Raw genomic sequence first — 21,997 nt, forward strand, 5'->3', positions numbered from 1 at the left:
CTTATGGATTTTGACCTTGAGATGATCGCGCGGTTGTTGCTGGCATCACTGCTTGGTGGATTGATCGGCCTGGAGCGGGAAGTCCACGGCCGCCCGGCGGGCTTCAGGACGCATCTGCTTGTCTCTCTGGGGTCATGCCTGTTCGCCATTGCCTCAATAGAGTTTTATCGGCGGTATGGTAACTTCACCGGGCATGGGCCTGTCGGAGTTGATGCTGCGCGGGTGGCGGCTCAGGTGGTCCCGGGGATCGGTTTTCTTGGCGCCGGGGCAATCATCAGGGAAGGGGCTTCCGTGCGTGGATTGACCACCGCCGCGTGCCTCTGGATTGCTGCGGCGGTAGGCCTGGCCTGCGGTTCCGGGATGTACATCATTTCCTGCGTCGTTACGGCGATATCGCTTACGGCGCTGTTGCTGTTGAAAAAGGTAGAAGGGGCGTTGGCCCGGGATCATTACAGCATTCTGGTTGTTATGAGTGATGATCTGACCGGGCAATTGGAACAGATTCAACGGTTGCTCGACGAGTGCAAGCTGCAACGCCTGGGGGTCAACATCGAGAAGGATATTGAAAACAGTCGGTTACGATTCGAGTTCGAGGTGAAATTGACGTCTCGCGAGGTCGTCTGCGCCGTCGTCGATCAGGTGGGAGCACTCTCTGGTGTTCGAAAAGTAAGTTTTTCCTAGCTCTCGAAGTGCCGCCGTCAGCCGGGGAATGTCGGATCTTTGCTCTTGGAAATACGGGGGATAAACATCGGTACCCGGCGCCGATAATTCCGGTAGGTATCGCCAAATTTCCTTCCCAGCCTCTGTTCCTCAATAATTGCTCCCACAACGAAATAACAACACGAGAACACGGTCAGGAGCAGCCATTTTACCGTCATGACCGGGGTTACGATCAGGAATGCGGCGCTCAACGAGTAAAGCGGATGGCGGACGAGGCCGTAACAGCCGGTTGTGCATAATTCGCCTGTTTCTGCCGCTTGCAGCCCCAACAATGCCGCCAGGCCGGTTTGCGCCGCACAGCGGTACAGCAGCAGAAGAAGGATCAACTGGAGAGCAGTGCAGACCAGGCTCCACGCTCCAGGAACAATGTACAGTACCGGTGGCAAGGGATAGGCGGCCATTACCCAGGCAAAGATGACCAGCGAGAGTAGATTGTACGACAGACGATAGAATCGTTGCAGTGCTGCCGGCAAGTAACGGCTCCCGGCCTTTTTGCAGAAATCGCTCGCCAAGAGCGAGTGGATAAGGGCAAAGGCGATAAAGCGCAGGGAAAAGGTGGTGGCGCCGTTCAACGGACCTCCTTCCGTGACAGGTGTTCGCCGGAGCGATAAAGTAGCCGGAATTGCGGGAAACTATACTCTTGTATACACAAAGATGCCATGCTAAGATTTGTCACCTTTTTGAACTTGCGGAGGAGGACAGATGGCAATTATCACGATTTCCAGAGAAATGGGTACCGGTGCCTTCCAGATTGCTCGTGAGGTCGCCAAACGGCTAAAATATACCTTGGTCGATGGCAGCAAGATTGCCGAACTTGCCCCGCAGTATGGCCTTGATGGCGAAAATCTCAAGCGTGTCGATGAAAAGCCACCTGTGTACATAACTGCCGAAGACCGTCTTCATGCCGCTCATCTGAATACCATCGAAATCATTCTGCTTGAATTTGCCCGAAAAGGGAACGTTATAATCTATGGCCGCGGCGCACAGGACCTGCTCGTCGGTTTGAAAAGCATCCTGAGAATCCGGTTCATTGCCCCCTTCGAGGATCGGGTAGAGAGCTTCTCCGAACGTGAGTGGCTGGACCCCGATCTGTCCCGGGAACTGATCAGAAAGAGCGACCATCAACGTGGCGGATTCATCCATTTCTACTTCAACCGCGATTGGGCGGATCCTCTTGGCTATGACATGGTTTTCAATACGTCAAACATGTCCCAGAGCGCAGCCATCGAAAGTATTGTTGCCGCCGCCAAGGATCCACGGTTGAAAAATGACGAGGTGCAGGCCCGGGCGCTCATCGACGATATGATTCTTTGCAAGCGCATCGAAACGGAACTCCTGAAAAAGCAGACGATCGAGAACCTTCATTTCAAGATTACCGTTGCAGGAGAAGTTGTTACTTTGTCAGGCCATGTTCATTCCGAAGCGGAGAAAAGGGAAGCACTCAATGTCGTTGCGAATTTGCAGGGGGTTGCGCGAGTCGATGACGATCTCCAGGTTGTCAATTACAAACCGTATAAGGAGTAGAGTAGACAACCATTCTGCTGGCACTAAAAAAGGACCCTCAATTTTGGGTCCTTTTTTAGTGCCTTACTGAACAGTTTTGTCATTGGGACGGACTAAGCGGAGGTTGAGGCGGCGAATCTGTCGGTTGATTTCTCCCAGTTTCTGTTCATAGCACTGGAGAAAATAGTTTCGCCGCTCGCTATCGTGGAAGGTTATGCCTTCGCGCAGCATGGCGATACGCAAGATAGCGACTTCCTTCATGATTTCGAGGACTTCCTTGGCTTCAGCCATGGCATTATCCTCCGCCTCCGACCGATAGCGGTGGTTGAATGCGCGAAGTTGCGCGTTTTCTGAGCTGTTCCACCACGTCATTCTTCACTGCAAGTTTACCCCGGCCGGTCCCGATCTCAAGGTCATCTTCAAAACCGTGGAAATCTGAGCCGCCACTTCTCAGCAAACCGAGATCGGTCGCCAAGCGTTCCAGCTCAAGCGAGTCCTCGGCTGTACTCTTATTGTTGTAGACTTCCAGCCCATCCAGCCCATGCGCGGCCAATTCCCCGATTACGCGGTGCAATTCTTGGCGGCTTTCGCTGATAGTCGCCGGATGGGCGAGAACTGCTACACCGCCAACTCGCCTGATTTCATCGATAGCTTCGATTGCGGCAAAATATTTTTTGGGGACATTGCACGGGATTAAATAGCGGCGAAAGGCATCCTCCATATCCCGGGCGTAGCCGTGTTTGATGAGGATACGGCCGATGTGCGGCCGGCCGATGCTCCCTTCGGCCAGTTGAAGCACATCAGCGTAAGCGAGCGGGGCTTTCCGTTCTCTGGCTAGGCGTCGATTGACCCTGTCAGTGATTGCTTTGCCGCGGTCATCGCGCATTGTGCGGAAATCACTGAGCTTTTTACGCAGTTGTGGATCATGGTGGTCCAGGTAATAACCCAAGATGTGGATATCCCGGTACGGGCCATATTCGGTCGATAGTTCGACTGCCGGAATTACCTCGATTTCACGGTCGAGAGCCGCTTCAAGCGCTTCGTCGACGCCGTCGACAGTGTCGTGGTCAGCAATGGCAATGGCCGCCAGTTTGAGTTCGTCGGCCATCTGTATCAGACGTGCAGGGGGGTGTACTCCGTCGGAATAGTTTGAATGTACGTGGAGGTCGACAAAGTGGCGCATCGGTTGAGCCCCTTGGAATAATCCGCTGCAAAGCGGCAATATTTTCTGGCTGCACGGTCTTGCCCATTACTAAAACACGGTTCCATTTTCTTTGCAAGCAAAACTCATCAAGGAGATAGCGGTTGCCTTACTGATCATGTTCCGGTAGAATGAAGTCGCTCCGCACGCTTGATAGTGCATTCATGATACTTTGTTCCAAGGAGTAATACATGGCAAGGAAGAACGGTATCGCCTTGGCCGTTGTTGCGATGGCGATCTACCTGATTGGCGGGATACTAACTTTTACGGCGCTTTATCTCATTGTGTTCACCAGTGGCCGTGATGTGTGGGGGTGGGGAGATGGTCGCAGTATCGGTTACCTTTTCCTCTGCGTCGGCCTGTCGCTATCGGTCATGGGGGTCCTGTTTATGCGTGTTTTCAGGAACCGGGGCCTTGCATGAAAGAGAGCGACATCAGGCAGGTGATGTCGCTCCTCGCGTCGGCGGTCAAACAGTGGGATTCACCAGCGGTAACCATCGTCGCCCAGCGGGAGGGGAATCCATTCAAGGTGCTTGTTTCCTGTCTCCTTTCGCTCCGGACTCAGGACAGAACAACCGGCCCTGCCTCTGAGCGTCTGTTCTCCCTGGCCGATACTCCTGAAAAAATGCTGCATCTGTCCGAACAGGAGATCGAGCAGGCTATTTACCCGGTCGGGTTTTACCGGAACAAGGCGGTCCAGATTCTCGATATTTGCCGGCTTCTCCAGAGCAAGTATCAGGGACGGGTTCCTGACGAGCTCGATGAATTGCTGACTTTTCGGGGCGTTGGCCGCAAAACCGCAAATCTGGTGGTGACACTTGGCTTTGGCAAGCCCGGGATTTGTGTCGATACCCATGTTCATCGCATCAGCAATCGTTGGGGGTATGTCCAGACCAAGACCCCCGAAGAGACCGAGATGGCGCTGCGAGCAAAATTGCCGGCGGAATTCTGGCTGGTCATCAACGATTATCTGGTTACGTTCGGGCAGAACCAGTGTACGCCCATTTCTCCTCGCTGCTCGACTTGTCCGCTCGATGCGTTCTGTGCCAGAGTAGGGGTGGGCAAGTCACGCTAGGGGAAGGCGTATTTTTTGCCGGCTGCTGTTGTACCTCTCTCCAAGAGGTTGTACTATTGATTACCATCCATGCCATGGTTTATCTCATGACTCAGGAGGCGTGTTATGTTGAAGAAAATAGGATTTTTAGGGCTGGGAACCGTTGGCAAGCATATGGCTGCCAATCTGACCAAGGGAAACTACGATCTGACGGTTTACGATTCAGACCCGACGGTCATCGATGATCTGGTCAAACTGGGTGCGAGCAGTGCCGCCAATCCGCGGGAAGTGGCAAAAGGGAAGGATGTGGTTATCTATATCCGGCCTGAGAAAGAACGGTTACGGCCTGACATCTACGGCCCTGACGGAATTTTCGCCGGCATAGACCCCGGGACGATCCTGATCGATATGGGGACCCATTCTCTGGAGAGCACCAAGGAAATGGCTGATGAGGCAGCCAAGCACCGGGTAATGTTTCTCGACGCGCCGGTTTGGGGAACAAAAGAACATGCGGCCAATGGTCTGGTCACCATTCTGGCCGGTGGCGATCCCTCCCTTGTGGGGCGTTGCCGCGAACTGTTCTCCTTTTTCGGGTTGAACATAATTCATGTCGGCGGTATCGGCGATGCGACGCTGATGAAGTTCGTGGTGAATCTTGTCCAGGCCGAGCTGATGGAAGCGCTGGCCGAATCGATCGTCTTCGGAGAGAAACTTGGTTTCAGCGTTGACAAGATTCTTGAAGTGCTTGATTCCGGCGGGGTTGCTTCACCGCTGTTCCATTCGAAAGGCCGGAGCATTGCCCGGGGCGATTTCTCGCGGAACCTGGCACTCAAGTATGTTCATCAGCAGCTCGAACTAGTACTGGAGAAAGCTGAAATGCTCGGTCTGGAGCTGCCCGGGGCCAAGGTCGCCTGCAGCGTCTATCAGCAGGGCGACAAAGACGGCCGTGGCGAAGAGGATTTTTCGGCAGTTGTCAAGGTGCTGCGGAAATAGCAATATACGGCATCATGCGGAACCGGGGAAAGGGGGCGAGGATCACCGCCCCCTTTTTCTTTTGTTGGGCGATTTCCTGGCCGGCGTGGCTACCGGCTTTTGCGAGAGCATTTTTGCACTATCGGCGTCTCTGGTGAGTAGGGCAATGTCCTCGACGTGGGGGGTCTGGGGGAACATGTCGACCGGCTGGATAGCGCTGGTGCGATAACCGAAGCCGGCCAGGATGTCGAGATCCCGGGCTAGTGTCATCGGAGAGCAGGAGACGTAGATGATTCGTTCGGGCGCAGCTGCCGCGACATGCTCGAGCACTTGGCGGTCGCATCCCTTGCGGGGGGGGTTGAGAACCACCAGCTGCGGTTTGATGCCGTCGTCGAGCAGGTCGTCAATCAATTCGGCGGCATCGCCGGCATCGAACGAGCAATTCTCGACGCCGTTAAGCCGGGCGTTGTACTCGGCGTCGGCAACAGCGGCATCGACAACTTCAATCCCGTACACATTGCGACAGGAACCGGCAAGAAAGAGGGAAATACCGCCAATTCCGCAGTAAAGGTCAAAGGCCGTTTCGTTTCCCGTGAGGGCGCTCCACTCTCTGACCTTCTCATAAATTATCCTGGCGCCGCCGCTGTTTACCTGGAAAAACGACCGGGGTGAAATCGAAAAGCTGATATTCCCAAGTTCCTCGATAATAGCGTGGTCCTTGGTCAGGAAGTGATCCTGGCTCCCTAGGATGAGGTTGCCTTCCGAGGCATTAACGTTCTGGGCAACCACAGTTACTTCGGGCACCGCTTGGCGGATAAACTTGGCCAAGTGGTGGATTTCGTTGAAATTGCGCTCCACGGTGACAAGGACGACCATCGCCCGGTTATGTCGCTCAGCAATTCGCACCACCAGGTAACGGAGAAGGCCGGTGCCGGTCCTGGGGCTGAAAATCGGCACCTTGCCCTTGCGGATGCCTTCCTTTACGGCTTTTATAACCTCGTTGATCAGCGGATGGTGGAGAGGACAGTCGCTGATATCCAATACATCATGACTGTTTCGGCGGTAAATGCCGACGATGGGCTCGCGGAATGTGCCGGCCAGGACAAGTTTTGCCGAATTACGGTAGCCCAGCGTCTTGGGTGAGGGGATGACGTCGTGGATAGTGGCACCGCGCAGGGACGTATAGCGGCGGATTTCTCTTTCCACCAGACTTTTCTTCCATGCCACCTGCCGCTGATACTGCCAAAAAATCAGGGGACAACCGTCACAGCGATTGCTCCGGGGGCATGGGGCCGGGGCGAGCCGCTCCGGTGAGCGTTGCACTGTTGTCAGCACCTGGGCGTAAATATCACGGCGGCCGGCAAAGGTTACCCTGGCCCGGACCACTTCACCGGGCAGGGCACCGGACAGTAAAATCTGCCTCGATTCATGGTGGGCAATGCCGAACCCCTCATCGGTCAAATCCCGGACAACCAGTTCCAGGAGGTCGCCTTTCTTGGGCCCTTGCGGAGTGACTGCAGTTGGCTGTATCTGTTTATGCGGTGGCTTTTTCATGCACTCAATAAACAGGAATCATATCCGCTTGTCAACGCTTCATTCCCTGCTGCCGGTGGCAATCGTGAGCTTTCGATTGTCATCCAGCAACAATTTTATTAGGATGGTGCAATCTTGCTGGCAGGGATGGTACGGAACGAGCTTTATGCACGACATTGCGCAAACTTTATCGATATTTGAGCCACTTAAATCGGTCGTGATCTTCGTCAATGTCGTGCTGTTCGTCGTTACGTTGTTGCTGTTCGTTTCATTGCTCTTTCATAAAATCCACGTTGAGCGGCGGGCTCGGCGCCTTGCCCTGCTGAAGGAATGTTATCTGTCCGAACTGACCCGTCGGTTCTATGACACACAGATTCCCGCCCCGCGCCCTACCAACCGGCTTGAATTCGAAGCGTTGGGCGGTGTGCTGGCCACGATGCTGGTCAACGTCTCCGGGGGGATGGCCGAATACGTCAAACGTTCGATCCGGGAAATCGGTATTGATGCCTACTATCGGCGGGCGCTGTCTTCGCGCTCCTGGGTGAAACGCTTTGTGGCGCTGGAGCGACTCGGCTATTTTCGCTTCCCGGAACTGAAAAACGTTTTTACTGCGGTGCTTGAATCGGAACACGACCCGCGCCTTCTTGCCAAGGCGATCTGGGCGCTCAGCCTCATTGCCGAGATCGATGATCTGCCGGTGATCAATCAGGGGTTGCAGAATCCCCATTCACACTCTGCCAAATTCAATGAATTCATTTACAGCAACATCATCAAGGCTTTTCGGGAACGGGAACAGGAACGGCAGCTTGTCGAGCAGTTCGAGCGGTTCGTTGGCGATCCCTCACTACCGGTAATGCTCAAGCGGGATATGATCCAGGCTTGCGGAATTGAGATATTTTATCCCGTTCAGGCGCTGGTTACCGGCTGCTTTCGGCAATTTCACGACGTACCCGAAATGCGGATCGCCTGCATCCGGGCCTTGGAGCGCTTTTCGGCGGTCGATACCGAGTGGTTGCTGCTCGAGTGCCTGGCTGATGATGACTGGCGAGTTCGCGGCGTTGCCGCCCGGAGCGCTCATCTGTATTCCCCCAGGGTTTTGCCGGCACTGACCAAGCTGCTCTACGATCCGAATTATCACGTCCGGATCAATTCGGCCCGCTCACTGACCCGGATGGGAGAAGCGGGACTGAATGTTCTGGTCCGGGAGACACGCAGTGCCGACCGGTTTGTCCGGGACGTTTCCCAATATATGCTGAAAAGGGTCATTTATGCTCCGTGATGCCGCAGTGGTTCTGCTGTTTCTGCAGCCGTTGATCCTGCTCTATTTTCTGGTGCTGAACGGTTTCTATACGCTCTTTACCCTTGTCTCGCTCCGCGATATCAGAAACTATCTGACAACCGTCACCAGTCAGAGCATCGACAACGCCATCAACGGAATGTTTCACCGGCCGCTCTCCATTCTTGTGCCGGCGCACAACGAGGAGAAGACCATTGTCTCCTCGGTGAAGTCGTTGCTGGCGCTACGTTACCCCGAATATGAAGTCATTGTCATTAACGATGGGTCCGCCGACGGGACGCTGGAGCGGTTGATCGACGAATTCCACCTGGTGCGGATCGATAAACCGATCAGCCTCATCCTTGCTCATCAGCCGATTATCGCCAAATACCTTTCGGTAGACTATCCCCAGCTGTTCGTCATCGACAAGAAAAACGGCGGCAAGGCGGATGCGCTCAATGCCGGGATCAATGCCGCCCAGTATCCGCTGTTCTGTTCCATTGACGCCGATTCGGTTTTGGAGAACGACGCCCTGATCCGGGCAGCCCGGCTCTTCGTCGAGGACCGGGAAGTGATTGCCACCGGCGGGATCGTCAGGGTACTCAATGGTTGTGAAGTGGAGGACGGCATCGTCAAGACCGTCCGGGCGCCGGGAAAGTGGCTCGAATGTTTTCAGACTGTCGAGTATACGAAAGGTTTTTTGTCGGGGCGGACCTCTTGGAATTACTTCCATAGTCTGCTGATTATTTCCGGGGCATTCGGCATCTTCCGCAAGGACATGGCGGTGGCGGTGGGCGGGTACCGGAAGAGTGTCGGCGAGGATATGGATCTGGTTGTGCGGCTTCATTGCCACTGCCGGGAACAGCGGATTCCCTACAAGGTGATCTTCGTGCCCGATCCGGTCTGCTGGACCCAGGTGCCGTCCGATCTCCGGTCACTGTTGAAACAGCGGAATCGCTGGCATCGAGGGTTGATTGACAGCCTTTGGCACAGCCGGAAAATGTTTCTCAATCCACGGTTCGGCATGGTTGGCATGTTCGGTTTCCCCTACTTTGTATTTGTCGAGGCGATGGGGCCGGCCGTCGAGCTCCTCGGTTACTTTGGCTTTGTCGTGCTCTTTCTCCTCGGCCAGGTGAATCGCGAGTTCGCACTGTTATTCTTCCTGCTGGCGGTGCTCTGGGGGACTTGGATCAATCTCGGGTCGATCCTGCTCGACAACTTGATATACCGCCGTTACGGGAGCTTGAGCGATATCCTGAAGCTCTGTCTCTTCGGCGTGCTGGAGTTTTTCGGCTATCGGCAGATTATTGTCATCGAGCGCTTGGTTGCGACGATCTTTTTCTGGCGGAAAGGCTGGGGTAAGGCCGCCCGGAAGCGAATCGATCGGGAAGAGGCGGATGCACTTGCCTGATTTGCTCGTTTCGACAATTCGCTGTCTTGAGGAGTGGCGATGACGGATTATCTGCATCTCGGCTTTTCCGCGCTGCAGCGTGGCGACTGCCAGGAAGCACTGAACATCTTCCGCCGGGCTCAGGAAGGTCAACTGAGCGCCCGAAGTTTTGTCGGACTGGGCGAGGCGTGGTATCGGCTCGGCGATCTGCCGACGGCTCGCTGGGCGTTCCATAAAGCACTGGCGCTCGATCCGGCCGAGCGCGATGCCACCCGGTGGGTGGCGAGACTGGATTCCTTGGCCGTCCCTCTTGTCAAGGGCGGTCAGCGCCGCTGCCGGTTTCGGGCCGCTACCGATTTTCTGCAGCTTAACGAGCAGGGGCGGTGGCGACGTTTCTTCGTTAAGGGGATTAACCTCGGGCTCGGTCTTCCCGGCTACTTCCCCGGCGAATACCCGATCGTCGGGGCTACCTACCGTACCTGGTTCAAACAGATGGAAGAGCTGGGGGTCAATTCGCTGCGGATTTATGCCGTGCATCCTCCGTCGTTTTACGAAGCCCTGGCCGACTACAATGAAGGGGGCGGGCGGCTGTTCCTTTTCCAGGGAATCTGGCTCGAACCACCAGAACAGAACGATTTCCGCGGGACGCATTTTTTGGCGTACTTGCGGCGGCAGATTCGCGAAGCTGTCGATGCCGTCTGCGGGGTTGCCGATTTCCCGGAGCGTCCGGGAATGCCCCACGGTGCATATCGCCGAGATGTATCGCCGTACACGGCGGCATTTGTGGTGGGCCGCGAGTGGGAGAGTTGCGCCGTTAAGGCGTTCAATGAATCCCACGGTCGTCGGATCGGCAGCTGGCGGGGCAGTTTCCTGGAGATTGCCGACGGGTCTCCTTTCGAGGTCTGGGCGACGGAGTGTTGCGATTATCTTCAGGACTATGAACAGTCGCGCTTCGGTTGCTGCCATCCGGTAACCATTATCAACTGGCCAACCCTCGACCCGCTGGCGCATCCTTCAGAGTCGACCTATGAACAGGGGCTGCGCTGGCAGGGGATCGAGGTGGACAGCGGCACCTGTAGCGAAAACGAGGATGTTGAAAGCTTCGACCCGGCCAAGATCGTCACCCGGCAGGGGGGCGGTTTTTTCGCCTCCTACCACGTTTATCCCTATTACCCTGACTTCCTGAACAACGACGATCCTACCGACCATCATCCCTACCGAAGCTACCTGCAGCGACTTAAGGATCATCATGGCCGGCAGCCGGTGGTGATTGCCGAGTTCGGGGTGCCAAGCAGTCGCGAACCGACCCATTGGCAGAAGAACGGTTGGCACCACGGCGGCCACAACGATGCAGCCCAGGGCGAGATTAACGGCCGATTGATGACGGATATCCGCGATGTCGGCATGGCGGGGGGGATGCTGTTCAGCTGGTTCGACGAATGGTTCAAGCGAAACTGGGTATTTTACCCATATGAATTGCCTGCTGACCGTAATCCCTGCTGGTTCAACCTGCAGGATGCCGAACAGTGCTACGGCCTGCTGGCAGCCTATCCCGGCTATCCGGGGAAATTGACGAATCTTGCCGGTAATCGCGATGAATGGCGCTCGGCCGAAGTCCTCTACGAACAACCTGCCGGCGGTCCTGCCGTTGCGTTTAACGATGGCAATGATCCGGCACGGACGCTTCGCCGACTGTCGGCCCAACATGACGAGGGATTCTTCTATCTGTTGCTGGAAACGGCCGGACCGATCGATTTCAGGCGGAGCAATTTCCTGCTTGGTCTCGATACCTGCGGTGCGGCGACCGGCGAGACCCGTCTGCCGTGTGGGGTGAACGCCTGGAGCCCGCTCGGCCTGTCGTTCGTTATTCATCTGGCGGGGGAGGGGCAAAGCCGGATTCTCGTCTGTCGCTCCTACGACAAGTATCTCAATGAGGGGACCGGCGCCGTGGCGCCCCGTCGTTCCGATCTCGGTGAGTGGGTGATGATGCAGAACATCACCAACCATCGCCGGATCAGCAAGGATGGCAGTCGATTCTATCCGGCACGGGTATTTTCGATGAGCGGACTACGTTTCGGTTCGCTCGACCCGCGGCGGTCGGACTACGATTCACTGGCAGACTGCCACGTCTCCGGAACGATGATCGAACTGCGGCTCCCTTGGGGGCTGCTCAATATCACCGATCCCAGTTCCCGGCAAGCGCTTTGGATCGACCCGGCGGGTAAAACCCGGACGACGACCGGAATAGCGGTGATTGCCGGCTCATTTTCGCCGTCAGGTAAAGGCTTACAAGCCCGAACAACCGGCCTGGAATCCAATCTGACCGATACGCTGCCGAGCGGTTTCGGTGTTTCGGCTGTCCGGCGCTATCAATGGGCCGGCTGGTCGCATCCACTGTACCATACATATCTGAAGCGAAGTTATGACGTTTATCGGGCGGCCCTCGCCCTGATCGCGGAGTGACCCGGATGAATCTCAATCGCCGCCAGTTTATCGTCTTGAGCGGTGCCGCACTTGCCTCCCTCACTCTGCCGTTTCGCTGCCTTGCCGCGGAGCGGGGCACGGTGCCGGTACTGCTCTACCACGATATTTCTAACCAGCACCGCGATCCCTATACGATTGCTCCGTCACTGTTTGCCGCCCAGCTGGAGTGGCTCCACCAACAGGGATATCGGGTGGTCACGGTCAGCGAAGCCTGTGCCGCACCACAAGATGAAACCGGACGGCTGGCAGTAATCAGCTTCGACGATGGCTATGCTTCGTTCATCAACTATGCGCTGCCGCTCTGCAAGGCATACAGTTTTTCGGCAACCATCGCCGTTATCGGCAATCTGGTCGGGAAATACATGGAGCGGGAAGGGCGTCGGCCGATGCTCAGCTGGGACGAGTACCGCTATCTGTCTGCCGAATGTTCAATAGAGATTGCCTGCCATACGTTTGGCCTCCATTCCATGGCAGCACTTGGCAAGCCGACGGTGTCGGCGCTGGCCGCGGACCTGTTCCGTTTCCAGCAGATCATCGAACACGAACTCGGCAAAAAGGCGTCTGTGTTGGCGTGGCCCTACGGGGTCTACCGCCCGGACTGGGTCGATGTAGCACGACAGGCCGGTTTTACCTATCTCCTGACATCTAATGAAGGCCTGTTGGGGCCGGGAACCGACTGGCTGGCAATTCCGCGACTGGCAATCAATAATAAGCTGGATTTGATTTCTTTTCAGCAATATCTGGGAGAGGATTGATGACGATGAAGGTGATGGCGGGAGTAATTGCGGCGCTGCTGCTGATATCCGGGATCGGCTATGCCGCGTCGCCGGCGGAAATGTTTCGGGCCGGCAATGTCGAGGAGGCGGTGAAGTTTTACCAGTTGGCGATTGCCAGTGCTTCTTCGGCACAGGTAAAAGCGGAATTTCACAAAGAGCTGGCCGATCTTTTTGCCGAAAAAGAGCAGTTTGCCAAGGCAGCTCCCGAATATGTCGCGGCTCTTGCCCTGTACCGTGGCTTCCCCGTCGAACAACGTGTTCAGATGGCGGTGCGTATCTCCTGGGGTGACCGTCTGGACGATGCGATTCGCGAGTTGCGCGCCGTGCTGGCCGACGACCCGACAAATGTCGTTGCCCGGATCGATCTGGCCCGGACATTGTCCTGGAAAGGCGCCCAGGATGATGCTCTCCGCGAAGTGACAATGGCTCTCGCCGCCCAGCCCGAAAATCGGGACGCGCTGCTGGTCAAGGCAAATGCCCTGCGCTGGAAAGGTGACTATGCCGAGGCCATCGCCATCTACCGGCAGCTCCTGGCCGGCGGTGAGAGTTTTGATGCCGAAGTCGGACTTGCCTATGCTTTGCTGCGCAGCGGGCACAAAGGTGAGGCGGTAAAAATCGCCCGGAGTCTGAAGCCTGCCTATCCGTATCAAGAACGGGACCTGAAAGGGTTGCTGGTTGAGATCGACAAGATTACCACCAGTACGGTTGACACACGCTACAGCTATTACAACGATACCGATAACAACCAGCTTAACCGCTATGGGGTTTCCTATAATTTTCACCAGCCGGCCTGGAATCTGGCGGCTGAATATCTGCATGACGATGCCCGGGACGACTACCGTCACCTCAGTGAAAACAGCCTGCTTACTGGCGGCTATCTGAAAGCGACCGACAGAATCAGTGTCGGCGCGGGGGCGGGGATCCATCAGGTCGATGAGGGGACAGGTACGACGCTCTTTTCCTGGCGACTTAATTCCGATTTTGAGATTGGCCGTGGCGTTGCCGGGGTCGGTGTTCACAAAGATCTGTTCAACGATACCGCCGAGCTGCTGGAAAACAAAATTCGCGTTCTGGCGGTTGATGGTTATCTTTCCCAGCGGCTGGCCAACCAGCTCACGCTCTACGGCCGTTATACCTATCGGAGCTTCTCCGATGCGAACCACGCCAACGATATCACGATCGGGCCAACGGTATCACTCTGGGAAAAGAATCCTACCATCCGTGCCGGCTATCGTTTCCGGTATCTCGATTTTGATCGTCAGAGCGGTGATGGCTATTTTGACCCCGAGAATTTCATGTCCCACCAGCTGATCGTTTCCCTTGATTGGACTAAGGATCGTTTCGGCCTCTTCCTGGAACCATACGGGGGCTTCCAATCATTCGACCGCTACGATGACCATACGGACAATCTGTTTGGCGGCATCACCGGCTCTATCAGTTATCGGCTGACCAACCGATTTCGCGGTGAAGTCAACGGCGAATTCGGTAACTACGCCCTCGGTACGGCAACCGGCTTCAAGTATTTTCTGGTCGGCACTCACCTTGCCTATTCCTTCTGATTGTTAGCCGTCCTCTTTCTGCTGGACGGCCCGGTGTGGCGGACTTTCGCGTCCCAAAGCCTGCTTGACTTTTCACCGTTATTCCGGCACTATGCCCCGTTATGAAAAGGGAGACCAGACAGATCAGAATCGGCTCCGTCGCCATCGGCGGGGGGGCTCCGTGTTCGGTGCAGTCGATGTGCAACACCGACACCCGGGATGTGGCGGCGACGGTCGCCCAGATTGGCCGCCTGGCAGCAGCCGGGTGTGAAATCGTCCGCTGCGCCGTCCCCGACATGGCCGCCGCCACTGCGCTTGGCGAGATCAAGCGCCAGAGTTCGATCCCGGTGATTGCCGACATCCATTTTGACTACCGGCTGGCGTTGACGGTGCTGGAGGGGGGGATTGACGGCCTCCGCCTAAACCCCGGCAATATTGGTGAACGCTGGAAAGTCGAAGAGGTGGTGCAAGCCGCCCGCGATCGGCTGGTCCCGATCAGGATCGGCGTCAATGCCGGCTCTCTTGAGAAGGAGCTCCTGGCCAAGTACGGGCATCCGACCGCCGAGGCAATGGTTGCTTCAGCCCTCGGGCATGTCAGGATTCTCGAAGAGCTGGGTTACGACCAGATCAAGATTTCCCTGAAAGCCTCCGACGTCAACAAGACAGTCGAAGCATACCGACTGTTGGCCCGGAAGGTCGATTATCCGCTCCATATCGGCATCACCGAGGCCGGGACGGTCTTTTCCGGGACCATCAAGTCGGCGGTGGGGCTCGGCATCCTCCTTGCCGACGGAATCGGCGATACGATGCGGGTCTCATTGACCGGCGATCCAGTCGACGAGGTGCGGGTTGCCTACGAGATTCTCAAGGCGCTCGGTTTGCGACAGCGAGGAGTCAACTTCGTCTCCTGTCCCACTTGCGGCAGATGCCAGATCGATCTGATCAAGGTAGCCGAAGAAGTTGAACAACGGATTGCTTCCATCGACGCGCCTCTGACCGTGGCGGTAATGGGCTGCGTCGTTAACGGCCCCGGCGAAGCGCGGGAAGCCGATGTCGGGATTGCCGGAGGGCGTGGCGAGGGGCTGCTGTTTCGTCATGGCGAAGTTGTTCGTAAGGTACCGGAACAGGAGATGGCTGATGCTCTGGTCGCCGAAGTGGAGAAGATGGCCAAAGAAAAATCCCTCTAGAGGTTAACTATGCGTTATTCCCAGTATTTCATCCCTACAGTGAAAGAGACCCCCTCTGATGCCGAGGTGATCTCCCATCAACTGATGCTGCGGGCAGGCATGATTCGCAAGCTGGCGGCCGGGATTTACAATTATTTGCCGTTAGGACTTCGCTCGGTCCGTAAAGTGGAAAAGATCGTCCGTGAAGAGATGAACCGAGCCGGTTCCATCGAGCTTCTCATGCCATCGGTGCAACCGGCCGAACTCTGGCAAGAATCGAAGCGCTGGGAACAATACGGCAAGGAGTTGCTCCGTTTCAAGGATCGCAAGGATGCCGAATTCTGCCTTGGCCCAACCCACGAAGAGGTCGTTACCGATATCGTGCGGCGCGAAATCAAGAGTTACCGTCAACTGCCGCTTAGTCTCTACCAGATCCAGACCAAGTTTCGTGACGAGATCCGACCTCGTTTTGGTCTGATGCGCGGCCGTGAGTTCATTATGAAGGATGCCTACTCATTTGACGTGGACGGTGCCGCCGCAGATATCTCCTATGACAAGATGTATCAGGCGTACCGGCGCATTTTTCAACGTTGCGGCCTGAACTTTCGGGCGGTCGAAGCCGATACCGGGTCCATAGGCGGCTCTTCGTCCCACGAATTCATGGTGCTGGCAGATTCGGGGGAGGACGCCATCGTTTCTTGTTCGGCATGCGAGTATGCGGCCAATGTCGAAAAGGCCGAGGCCCGGCCATTGCCGATAGAGCATGCCGAGCCGCGACCATTGGAGAAGATTGAAACGCCGGCGAAGCGGAGTGTCGAAGAAGTCACCGCTTTCCTCGGTATTCCCGCCTCGGCGCTAGTGAAGACGCTGCTGCTGGTGGCTGATGGTGAGCCGGTGGCTGCCTTGGTACGGGGCGACCATGACCTGAACGAGATCAAGCTGAAGCATCTGCTTGGTTGTGAAGAGCTGATGATGGCAGATGAGTCTCTCGTACAGCGGGTCACCGGTGCACCGGTCGGTTTTGCCGGACCGGTCGGCTTGTCGATCAGGATCGTTGCCGACCTGGCGTTGCAGGGGATGAAGAACTTTACCGCCGGGGCGAATGTCGCTGACATGCACCTCAAGAACGTCAACCCCGGGCGCGATTTCACTCCCACTACCTTTGCCGATATCCGGAATGTTGTCCACGGAGACCAGTGCCCCCGTTGCGCAGCCGGTCATCTGGAGGTGTGGCGGGGGATTGAAGTCGGTCATGTCTTCAAACTCGGCACCAAGTATTCCGATGCGCTCAAAGCTACTTACCTGGATAGTGACGGGAAGGAGCGAGTCGTTTTCATGGGCTGTTACGGAATCGGGATCGGTCGGACGGTTGCCGCCTGCGTCGAGCAGAATTACGACGAGAACGGTATCATCTTCCCGATTCCCATCGCACCGTTCCATTGCGTCGTGTCGGCCGTGAACGCCAAGGATGCCGAGGTGATGGCGGCGGCGGAAGAGCTCTACCGAACCCTCACGGAAATGGGCGTCGAAGTGTTGTTCGATGACCGGGACGAACGGCCGGGAATCAAGTTCAAGGATGCCGACCTGATCGGTATTCCACTCCGATTGGTTGTCGGTGCGAAAAACCTTGCCGAAGGAAAAGTGGAGCTGAAGGTCCGCAAAGGGGGCGAGGTGCAGTTGGTGCCGTTTGCCGACGCCGCGGCACGGATACAGACGCTCGTTAAAGAAGCACTTTCCTGTTAATGCTGCCACTGGAGATTTGCCGACCATGACCAGAGATGATGCCAGACAAAAAATAATCTTTGCCCTCGATACCAGCGATTTTGCCCATGTGCAGTATTGGGCGGAGACCCTGGCCGGCCGGGTGGGGATGTTTAAGATCGGTAAGCAGTTGTACACTGCCTGCGGGCCGGCTGCGGTCCGGATGATTCAGAAGTTTGGTGGTGAAGTTTTTCTCGATCTGAAATTTCATGACATCCCGAATACGGTGGCCATGGCATCACTTGAAGCGGCCCGGCTCGGAGTAAAGCTTTTCAACCTCCACGCGCTCGGCGGCTATGAAATGATGGCGCGCACCGTCGATGCGCTGGACAATGAATTCAAAGGGGCGGAGCGAGCCAAGGTGTTGGCTGTGACCATTCTCACTTCATCCAGTGACGAAACCCTTCGCCAGGTCGGCATTGACAAACCGGTGGCGGAAATGGTTGTCAGACTTGCCGAGTTGGCACAACGGGCCGGCATTGACGGCGTCGTTGCCTCACCTCAGGAAATCCCCCTGATTCGCCGGGCCTGCGGTGATGATTTTCTGATTGTTACCCCGGGAGTCCGCCCGGGGTTTGCCGCCCTCAACGACCAGAAACGGGTCATGACACCGGCAGAGGCGGTAAGGGCCGGTGGTGACTACTTGGTAATCGGTCGGCCGATTGGCGATGCTCCCGATCCGGCAGCAGCAGCCGAAATGATCCTGGAAGAAATTATTGCCGGTTAAGGCGGATTGATGAGCGAGGCTGCCTGATGAAAGACGAGTTGCTTTACGGAATCAATGCTGTCAGCGAAGCCCTTCGTGGAAAACGGAGGGCTTTCGAACTTTTTCTGGCCCGTGATGGTCATGACCGGCGGTTGGAGAAACTTCTTACCGACGCGGCGGCGAAGGAGATCGCGGTCCATCGCCGCAACAAGGCCGACCTCACCCGGCTCTGTGGCACCGAACATCATCAGGGGGTGGCGCTGCGGTTGGAAGGATTCCCTTACGTTGACCTTGATCAGTTTCTGGCCGATCAACGTTGCGCGGAGGACGACTCGCTCGTGCTTGCGTTGGACTGTATTCAGGACCCGCATAACCTTGGCGCGTTGATCCGTAGTGCGGCCTGTGCCGGAGCCACTGGCGTTCTGATCCCCAAAGATCGCGCTGCCCGGGTGACGGCGACGGTTGAACGGAGTGCTGCCGGGGCGACGGAGACGATTCCGATTGTTCAGGTGACCAACCTTGCCCAGACCCTTACCGAGTTGAAAGGAGAGGGGTTCTGGATTTACGGAACGGCCGACACTGCCGCTGCGTCACTGTATGAGCAGCGCTTTTCGGGCAAAGTCGTCGTAGTTATCGGGGCCGAAGGGGAGGGGATGCGGCCTTTGGTGCGTAAACAGTGCGATTTTCTCGTTTCGATTCCTCTACGGGGTGGGGTCAATTCCCTGAATGCGTCAGTAGCTGGCGGGGTAGTCCTTTTTGAAATTCTTCGACAACGGTTGATGGCTGCTGTGGGGAAATAGCCTGGCTGGCCAGCGAGGATAAAAAAAGGGGTTCGTGGCTGGTGCCGTGAACCCCTTGGTGTCAAGATGGTGCCGGAGGTCGGAGTCGAACCGACATGCCCTTGCGGGCGCCGGATTTTGAGTCCGGTGCGTCTACCAATTTCACCACTCCGGCGAAAAGCTCACGAAGTATAGCTAATGAAAAGTGAAGCGTCAAGAGTGAAATGGTCAGCATAATTTTCTGAAAAAGATATTGACAGCGTCTGCACCATTTGCTATAAGTCAAATCTCTTTGAAATGGGGCTGTAGCTCAGTTGGGAGAGCGCTTGAATGGCATTCAAGAGGTCGTCAGTTCGATCCTGATCAGCTCCACCAAGTATCAAAAGGGTTAGCGGAAACGCTAACCCTTTTTTCGTTCGAACGGTTTTCCCTTGTAGGCAATTTCTGCTGACAGTTTGCGCGGTAAGATATCTATTAGCCCTTGAACTAAATGGGGGCATTAAGTATACTTGACCGGTTTTAAGTGACGATTGAGGAGGCTTGGACCTATGGCAGATATTATTGGAGATTGGAAGCGGAGCCATTATTGCGGTGATCTGACAGCCGACGATGCCGGTAAGACTGTTACCCTGATGGGGTGGGTGATGCGACGCCGTGACCATGGCGGGCTGATTTTTGTCGATCTGCGCGATCGTGAGGGGATTGCCCAGGTCGTCTTTGACCCGGCAAGGAATGTCGAGGCGCATGGGAAGGCCGAGTCAATCCGGAACGAATATGTCGTTGCGGTTACCGGTGAGGTGATTCGCCGCCCCGAGGGCACGATTAATCCGAACATGAAGACCGGCGAAGTCGAGATTCTTGTCACGGATTGCAAGCTTCTCAATCGTTCGAAAGCACTGCCGTTTACCCTTGACGATTACGTCGATGTAGCGGAAAACCTGCGGCTGAAATATCGCTATCTCGACCTTCGCCGTCCCGCATTACAGGAAAATCTCATATTGCGGTCGAAGGTTGCCCAGCTAACTCGCCAGTATTTGACAGAACAGGGCTTCCTTGAGATTGAAACGCCTTTCTTGACCAAATCGACTCCAGAAGGTGCTCGCGATTTTCTTGTCCCCTCCCGTATTAACCAGGGCAGCTTTTATGCTTTACCCCAGTCTCCGCAAATCTTTAAGCAGATCCTGATGGTTTCCGGCTTCGATCGTTACTTCCAGGTGGTTCGTTGTTTCCGTGACGAGGATCTGCGGGCTGACCGCCAGCCGGAATTCACCCAGATCGATTGCGAGATGTCTTTTATCGACCGCGAAGACATTATTTGTGTGATGGAAGGGCTGATCGCCAGGATTTTCAAGAAGGCGAAGGGGGTAGACGTAACCCTGCCAATGCCGCGTATGACCTATGCCGAGGCTATTAGACGGTATGGGGTGGATAATCCCGATGTCCGGTTTGGGCTTGAATTGGTTGAACTGACCGAAACGGTAAAAAATGCCGGCTTCAAGGTCTTTGCGGACGTGGCCGCTTCCGGCGGTATCGTCAAGGGCCTGAATGCCAAGGGCTGTGCCCGTTTCTCCCGGAAGGAGATCGACGACCTTACGGAGTTTGCGAAAATCTACGGAGCCAAGGGCCTTGCTTACGTAAAGGTCGAGCAGGGCGAGTGGCATTCGCCGATCGCCAAGTTTTTCACTGCCGACGAGATAACCGCCATGAATACCGCGTTCGCCGCCGAAGAGGGGGACCTGCTCCTCTTTGTTGCCGACAAGCCCAAGGTGGTCAATGATTCACTCGGCAAACTCAGGAATCATTTGGCCCAATTGCTTGGACTCGTCGATAAGAACGAATTTAAATTTGTCTGGATTACCGATTTCCCTTTGCTGGAATGGGACGAAGAAGAAAAGCGCTGGGCGGCCGTCCACCATCCGTTCACGGCGCCGATGGATGAAGATTTGGAAAAGGTGGAATCAGATCCCGGCAGCTGCCGGGCAAAAGCTTACGATCTTGTTCTGAACGGTAATGAGATCGGCGGCGGCAGTATCAGGATTCATCAACAACAGATTCAAGCCCTGATGTTCAAGATGCTCGGCTTTACCGAAGAAGCAGCCCGGGCAAAATTTGGCTTCCTGCTTGATGCTCTGGAATATGGAACTCCTCCGCACGGTGGTATCGCCTTCGGGATGGATCGACTTATCATGTTGTTGACCGGCAGTGATTCGATCCGTGATGTCATCGCCTTCCCGAAAACGCAAAAAGGTACATGTCTTATGTCTGAAGCCCCTTCGATTGTTGACCAGAAACAGTTGCGGGAATTGGCGTTGAAAGTCACCGTTAAACAGTAATTCATGATGTGGTCAAGGGCTGGCGTAACAGCATGCATAGTCATGGCAGTGCTGGCTGCCTGTTCGAAAAACCTGCCAGTCTATCGGATTGATGCGCTGACGCGCCTCTATGCGGTACGGTCTCTTGGCGGCGAACAGCGACTGCCGGATGAGTTTGCCAGCATAGAGAATGCGCTGACAGATGGTGATAGATACCTGCAACTGGAAGATGTTGAGATGGCCGATCGCTATTACTTGTTGGCGCTACGCAAGGCTACACTTCTTGAGCAGACCATCAGGGATGAACAGCGCCGCGAACAACAGGCCAAGCAACTTCAAGAAGCACGTCAGCATGAGCTTGAGCGTCAGCAGGCCATTGAGGCGCTTCAGCGCAAGCTGGATGAGGAACGCATCAAGGCTGAACGTGAAGAGCGAAAACGGCAGGAGCGCATAGCTGCGACCCGCGATCGCGAGCGGGAGGAACGACCACTCGCCCTGTATCATACGGTCAAGCGTGGCGAAACATTGCCACAAATTGCAGCACAGGCTGATGTTTATAACGACGCTTCACTCTGGCCGATTCTTTATCGGGCAAATCGCGATCAAATCCGTGACCCTAGACGCATCTGGCCTGGCCAGGTTTTACGTATACCTCGTAATTTGAGTCGTGAAGACATCGTCGAAGCCCACCGGTATGCACAAGATCGCCAAATTCCGTAACGGAGCACGAGCCGGGCTCTATGTCCGGCTTTTTGCTGCAATTCTCCCCGCGTCACCCCAAAAAGCACAAAGAGTTTTTGCTTGACAGCCTAAAATCTTTTGTATA

At 55.8% G+C, this 21,997-nt stretch carries 20 protein-coding genes and 2 tRNA genes; 17 read left to right on the plus strand and 5 right to left on the minus strand.

All coding sequences use genetic code 11. The features are described 5' to 3' along the window. Positions 1–3 precede the first annotated feature (3 nt). Complete coding sequence (locus QMN23_RS10155; RefSeq protein ID WP_281999201.1) at positions 4–681, plus strand: MgtC/SapB family protein; 678 nt, start codon at positions 4–6, stop codon at positions 679–681. Positions 682–698: 17 nt separating this feature from the next. Here the strand turns inward: QMN23_RS10155 and QMN23_RS10160 are convergent, their stop codons facing one another. Then, positions 699–1,292: a methyltransferase family protein gene (locus QMN23_RS10160; protein ID WP_281999202.1), complete on the minus strand. Its 594-nt coding sequence runs from the start codon at positions 1,290–1,292 to the stop codon at positions 699–701. A 130-nt stretch (positions 1,293–1,422) separates the two neighbouring features. Here QMN23_RS10160 and QMN23_RS10165 point away from each other — a divergent pair, with 130 nt between their 5' ends. Next, positions 1,423–2,244, plus strand: a complete 822-nt coding sequence (locus tag QMN23_RS10165) for a cytidylate kinase family protein (protein WP_281999203.1) — start codon at positions 1,423–1,425, stop codon at positions 2,242–2,244. 63 nt (positions 2,245–2,307) lie between these two features. On the opposite strand, the gene QMN23_RS10170 is transcribed toward QMN23_RS10165, so the two are convergent. Both QMN23_RS10170 and QMN23_RS10175 read right to left on the minus strand, forming a co-directional pair. Beyond that, positions 2,308–2,514, minus strand: a complete 207-nt coding sequence (locus QMN23_RS10170; RefSeq protein WP_281999204.1) for a hypothetical protein — start codon at positions 2,512–2,514, stop codon at positions 2,308–2,310. A 4-nt stretch (positions 2,515–2,518) separates the two neighbouring features. Further along, a complete protein-coding gene (locus QMN23_RS10175) occupies positions 2,519–3,406 on the minus strand; it encodes a PHP domain-containing protein (protein WP_281999205.1) in 888 nt (295 codons plus the stop codon). A gap of 209 nt (positions 3,407–3,615) precedes the next feature. Between QMN23_RS10175 and QMN23_RS10180 the strand changes: the two genes are divergently transcribed. The 3 genes from QMN23_RS10180 to QMN23_RS10190 all read left to right on the plus strand — a co-directional run bounded on the left by QMN23_RS10180 (position 3,616) and on the right by QMN23_RS10190 (position 5,471). After that, the gene (locus QMN23_RS10180; protein ID WP_281999206.1) at positions 3,616–3,846 is read left to right on the plus strand and encodes a hypothetical protein; all 231 of its coding nucleotides are present in this window, start codon (positions 3,616–3,618) and stop codon (positions 3,844–3,846) included. Further along, positions 3,843–4,499, plus strand: coding sequence for an endonuclease III domain-containing protein (locus QMN23_RS10185; protein ID WP_281999207.1), 657 nt, complete (start codon positions 3,843–3,845; stop codon positions 4,497–4,499). Before QMN23_RS10180 ends, QMN23_RS10185 begins: the two co-directional genes overlap by 4 nt. A gap of 105 nt (positions 4,500–4,604) precedes the next feature. Next, entirely contained in the window at positions 4,605–5,471 is an 867-nt protein-coding gene (locus QMN23_RS10190) for an NAD(P)-dependent oxidoreductase (RefSeq protein ID WP_281999208.1), read from the plus strand. Between the two features lie 42 nt (positions 5,472–5,513). Here the strand turns inward: QMN23_RS10190 and rlmD are convergent, their stop codons facing one another. Beyond that, the gene (gene rlmD / locus QMN23_RS10195) at positions 5,514–7,004 is read right to left on the minus strand and encodes a 23S rRNA (uracil(1939)-C(5))-methyltransferase RlmD (protein ID WP_348835143.1); all 1,491 of its coding nucleotides are present in this window, start codon (positions 7,002–7,004) and stop codon (positions 5,514–5,516) included. 145 nt (positions 7,005–7,149) lie between these two features. Between rlmD and QMN23_RS10200 the strand changes: the two genes are divergently transcribed. The 9 genes from QMN23_RS10200 (at position 7,150) to rlmB (ending at position 18,880) form a co-directional block, all read left to right on the plus strand. Next, positions 7,150–8,262 (plus strand): HEAT repeat domain-containing protein, encoded by a 1,113-nt coding sequence (locus tag QMN23_RS10200; RefSeq protein WP_281999209.1) that lies wholly within the window; start codon positions 7,150–7,152, stop codon positions 8,260–8,262. Next, positions 8,252–9,670 carry a glycosyltransferase family 2 protein gene (locus tag QMN23_RS10205; protein ID WP_281999210.1) on the plus strand — a complete coding sequence of 473 codons (1,419 nt, stop codon included), beginning with the start codon at positions 8,252–8,254 and terminating at the stop codon, positions 9,668–9,670. Before QMN23_RS10200 ends, QMN23_RS10205 begins: the two co-directional genes overlap by 11 nt. A 39-nt stretch (positions 9,671–9,709) precedes the next feature. Next, on the plus strand, positions 9,710–12,112 hold the full coding sequence (locus QMN23_RS10210; protein ID WP_281999211.1) for a tetratricopeptide repeat protein: 2,403 nt from the start codon (positions 9,710–9,712) through the stop codon (positions 12,110–12,112). Positions 12,113–12,117: 5 nt separating this feature from the next. Beyond that, on the plus strand, positions 12,118–12,888 hold the full coding sequence (locus tag QMN23_RS10215) for a polysaccharide deacetylase family protein (RefSeq protein WP_281999212.1): 771 nt from the start codon (positions 12,118–12,120) through the stop codon (positions 12,886–12,888). After that, positions 12,888–14,468, plus strand: coding sequence for a tetratricopeptide repeat protein (locus QMN23_RS10220; protein WP_281999213.1), 1,581 nt, complete (start codon positions 12,888–12,890; stop codon positions 14,466–14,468). Before QMN23_RS10215 ends, QMN23_RS10220 begins: the two co-directional genes overlap by 1 nt. Before the next feature lie 101 nt (positions 14,469–14,569). Continuing rightward, on the plus strand, positions 14,570–15,634 hold the full coding sequence (ispG, locus tag QMN23_RS10225) for a flavodoxin-dependent (E)-4-hydroxy-3-methylbut-2-enyl-diphosphate synthase (RefSeq protein WP_281999214.1): 1,065 nt from the start codon (positions 14,570–14,572) through the stop codon (positions 15,632–15,634). Between the two features lie 9 nt (positions 15,635–15,643). Further along, positions 15,644–17,356, plus strand: a complete 1,713-nt coding sequence (locus tag QMN23_RS10230; protein WP_281999215.1) for a proline--tRNA ligase — start codon at positions 15,644–15,646, stop codon at positions 17,354–17,356. A gap of 25 nt (positions 17,357–17,381) precedes the next feature. Further along, entirely contained in the window at positions 17,382–18,101 is a 720-nt protein-coding gene (gene pyrF, locus QMN23_RS10235) for an orotidine-5'-phosphate decarboxylase (RefSeq protein ID WP_281999216.1), read from the plus strand. Positions 18,102–18,127: 26 nt separating this feature from the next. Further along, positions 18,128–18,880: a 23S rRNA (guanosine(2251)-2'-O)-methyltransferase RlmB gene (rlmB, locus tag QMN23_RS10240; protein ID WP_281999217.1), complete on the plus strand. Its 753-nt coding sequence runs from the start codon at positions 18,128–18,130 to the stop codon at positions 18,878–18,880. A gap of 67 nt (positions 18,881–18,947) precedes the next feature. Here the strand turns inward: rlmB and QMN23_RS10245 are convergent. Continuing rightward, positions 18,948–19,034, minus strand: a tRNA-Leu gene (locus QMN23_RS10245). Between the two features lie 124 nt (positions 19,035–19,158). On the opposite strand from QMN23_RS10245, the gene QMN23_RS10250 reads away from it, so the two are divergent. The 3 genes from QMN23_RS10250 (at position 19,159) to QMN23_RS10260 (ending at position 21,891) form a co-directional block, all read left to right on the plus strand. Further along, positions 19,159–19,234 (plus strand) — tRNA-Ala (locus QMN23_RS10250). Positions 19,235–19,407: 173 nt separating this feature from the next. After that, positions 19,408–21,192: an aspartate--tRNA ligase gene (gene aspS / locus QMN23_RS10255; protein ID WP_281999218.1), complete on the plus strand. Its 1,785-nt coding sequence runs from the start codon at positions 19,408–19,410 to the stop codon at positions 21,190–21,192. 42 nt (positions 21,193–21,234) lie between these two features. Beyond that, positions 21,235–21,891: a LysM peptidoglycan-binding domain-containing protein gene (locus tag QMN23_RS10260; protein WP_281999219.1), complete on the plus strand. Its 657-nt coding sequence runs from the start codon at positions 21,235–21,237 to the stop codon at positions 21,889–21,891. Positions 21,892–21,997 lie beyond the last annotated feature (106 nt).

It is taken from the genome of Geotalea uraniireducens, from assembly GCF_027943965.1.
In the GTDB taxonomy this organism is placed as follows: Bacteria; Desulfobacterota; Desulfuromonadia; order Geobacterales; family Geobacteraceae; genus Geobacter; species Geobacter uraniireducens.

What these genes read in the sequence shown, in the direction of transcription:
- QMN23_RS10155 (WP_281999201.1), top strand. Translation starts at nt 4, where the DNA reads ATGGATTTTGACCTTGAGATGATCGCGCGGTTGTTGCTGGCATCACTG.
- QMN23_RS10165 (WP_281999203.1), top strand. Translation starts at nt 1,423, where the DNA reads ATGGCAATTATCACGATTTCCAGAGAAATGGGTACCGGTGCCTTCCAG.
- QMN23_RS10170 (WP_281999204.1), bottom strand. Translation starts at nt 2,514, where the DNA reads ATGGCTGAAGCCAAGGAAGTCCTCGAAATCATGAAGGAAGTCGCTATC.
- QMN23_RS10175 (WP_281999205.1), bottom strand. Translation starts at nt 3,406, where the DNA reads ATGCGCCACTTTGTCGACCTCCACGTACATTCAAACTATTCCGACGGA.
- QMN23_RS10180 (WP_281999206.1), top strand. Translation starts at nt 3,616, where the DNA reads ATGGCAAGGAAGAACGGTATCGCCTTGGCCGTTGTTGCGATGGCGATC.
- QMN23_RS10185 (WP_281999207.1), top strand. Translation starts at nt 3,843, where the DNA reads ATGAAAGAGAGCGACATCAGGCAGGTGATGTCGCTCCTCGCGTCGGCG.
- QMN23_RS10190 (WP_281999208.1), top strand. Translation starts at nt 4,605, where the DNA reads ATGTTGAAGAAAATAGGATTTTTAGGGCTGGGAACCGTTGGCAAGCAT.
- rlmD (WP_348835143.1), bottom strand. Translation starts at nt 7,004, where the DNA reads ATGAAAAAGCCACCGCATAAACAGATACAGCCAACTGCAGTCACTCCG.
- QMN23_RS10200 (WP_281999209.1), top strand. Translation starts at nt 7,150, where the DNA reads ATGCACGACATTGCGCAAACTTTATCGATATTTGAGCCACTTAAATCG.
- QMN23_RS10205 (WP_281999210.1), top strand. Translation starts at nt 8,252, where the DNA reads ATGCTCCGTGATGCCGCAGTGGTTCTGCTGTTTCTGCAGCCGTTGATC.
- QMN23_RS10210 (WP_281999211.1), top strand. Translation starts at nt 9,710, where the DNA reads ATGACGGATTATCTGCATCTCGGCTTTTCCGCGCTGCAGCGTGGCGAC.
- QMN23_RS10215 (WP_281999212.1), top strand. Translation starts at nt 12,118, where the DNA reads ATGAATCTCAATCGCCGCCAGTTTATCGTCTTGAGCGGTGCCGCACTT.
- QMN23_RS10220 (WP_281999213.1), top strand. Translation starts at nt 12,888, where the DNA reads ATGACGATGAAGGTGATGGCGGGAGTAATTGCGGCGCTGCTGCTGATA.
- ispG (WP_281999214.1), top strand. Translation starts at nt 14,570, where the DNA reads ATGAAAAGGGAGACCAGACAGATCAGAATCGGCTCCGTCGCCATCGGC.
- QMN23_RS10230 (WP_281999215.1), top strand. Translation starts at nt 15,644, where the DNA reads ATGCGTTATTCCCAGTATTTCATCCCTACAGTGAAAGAGACCCCCTCT.
- pyrF (WP_281999216.1), top strand. Translation starts at nt 17,382, where the DNA reads ATGACCAGAGATGATGCCAGACAAAAAATAATCTTTGCCCTCGATACC.
- rlmB (WP_281999217.1), top strand. Translation starts at nt 18,128, where the DNA reads ATGAAAGACGAGTTGCTTTACGGAATCAATGCTGTCAGCGAAGCCCTT.
- aspS (WP_281999218.1), top strand. Translation starts at nt 19,408, where the DNA reads ATGGCAGATATTATTGGAGATTGGAAGCGGAGCCATTATTGCGGTGAT.
- QMN23_RS10260 (WP_281999219.1), top strand. Translation starts at nt 21,235, where the DNA reads ATGGCAGTGCTGGCTGCCTGTTCGAAAAACCTGCCAGTCTATCGGATT.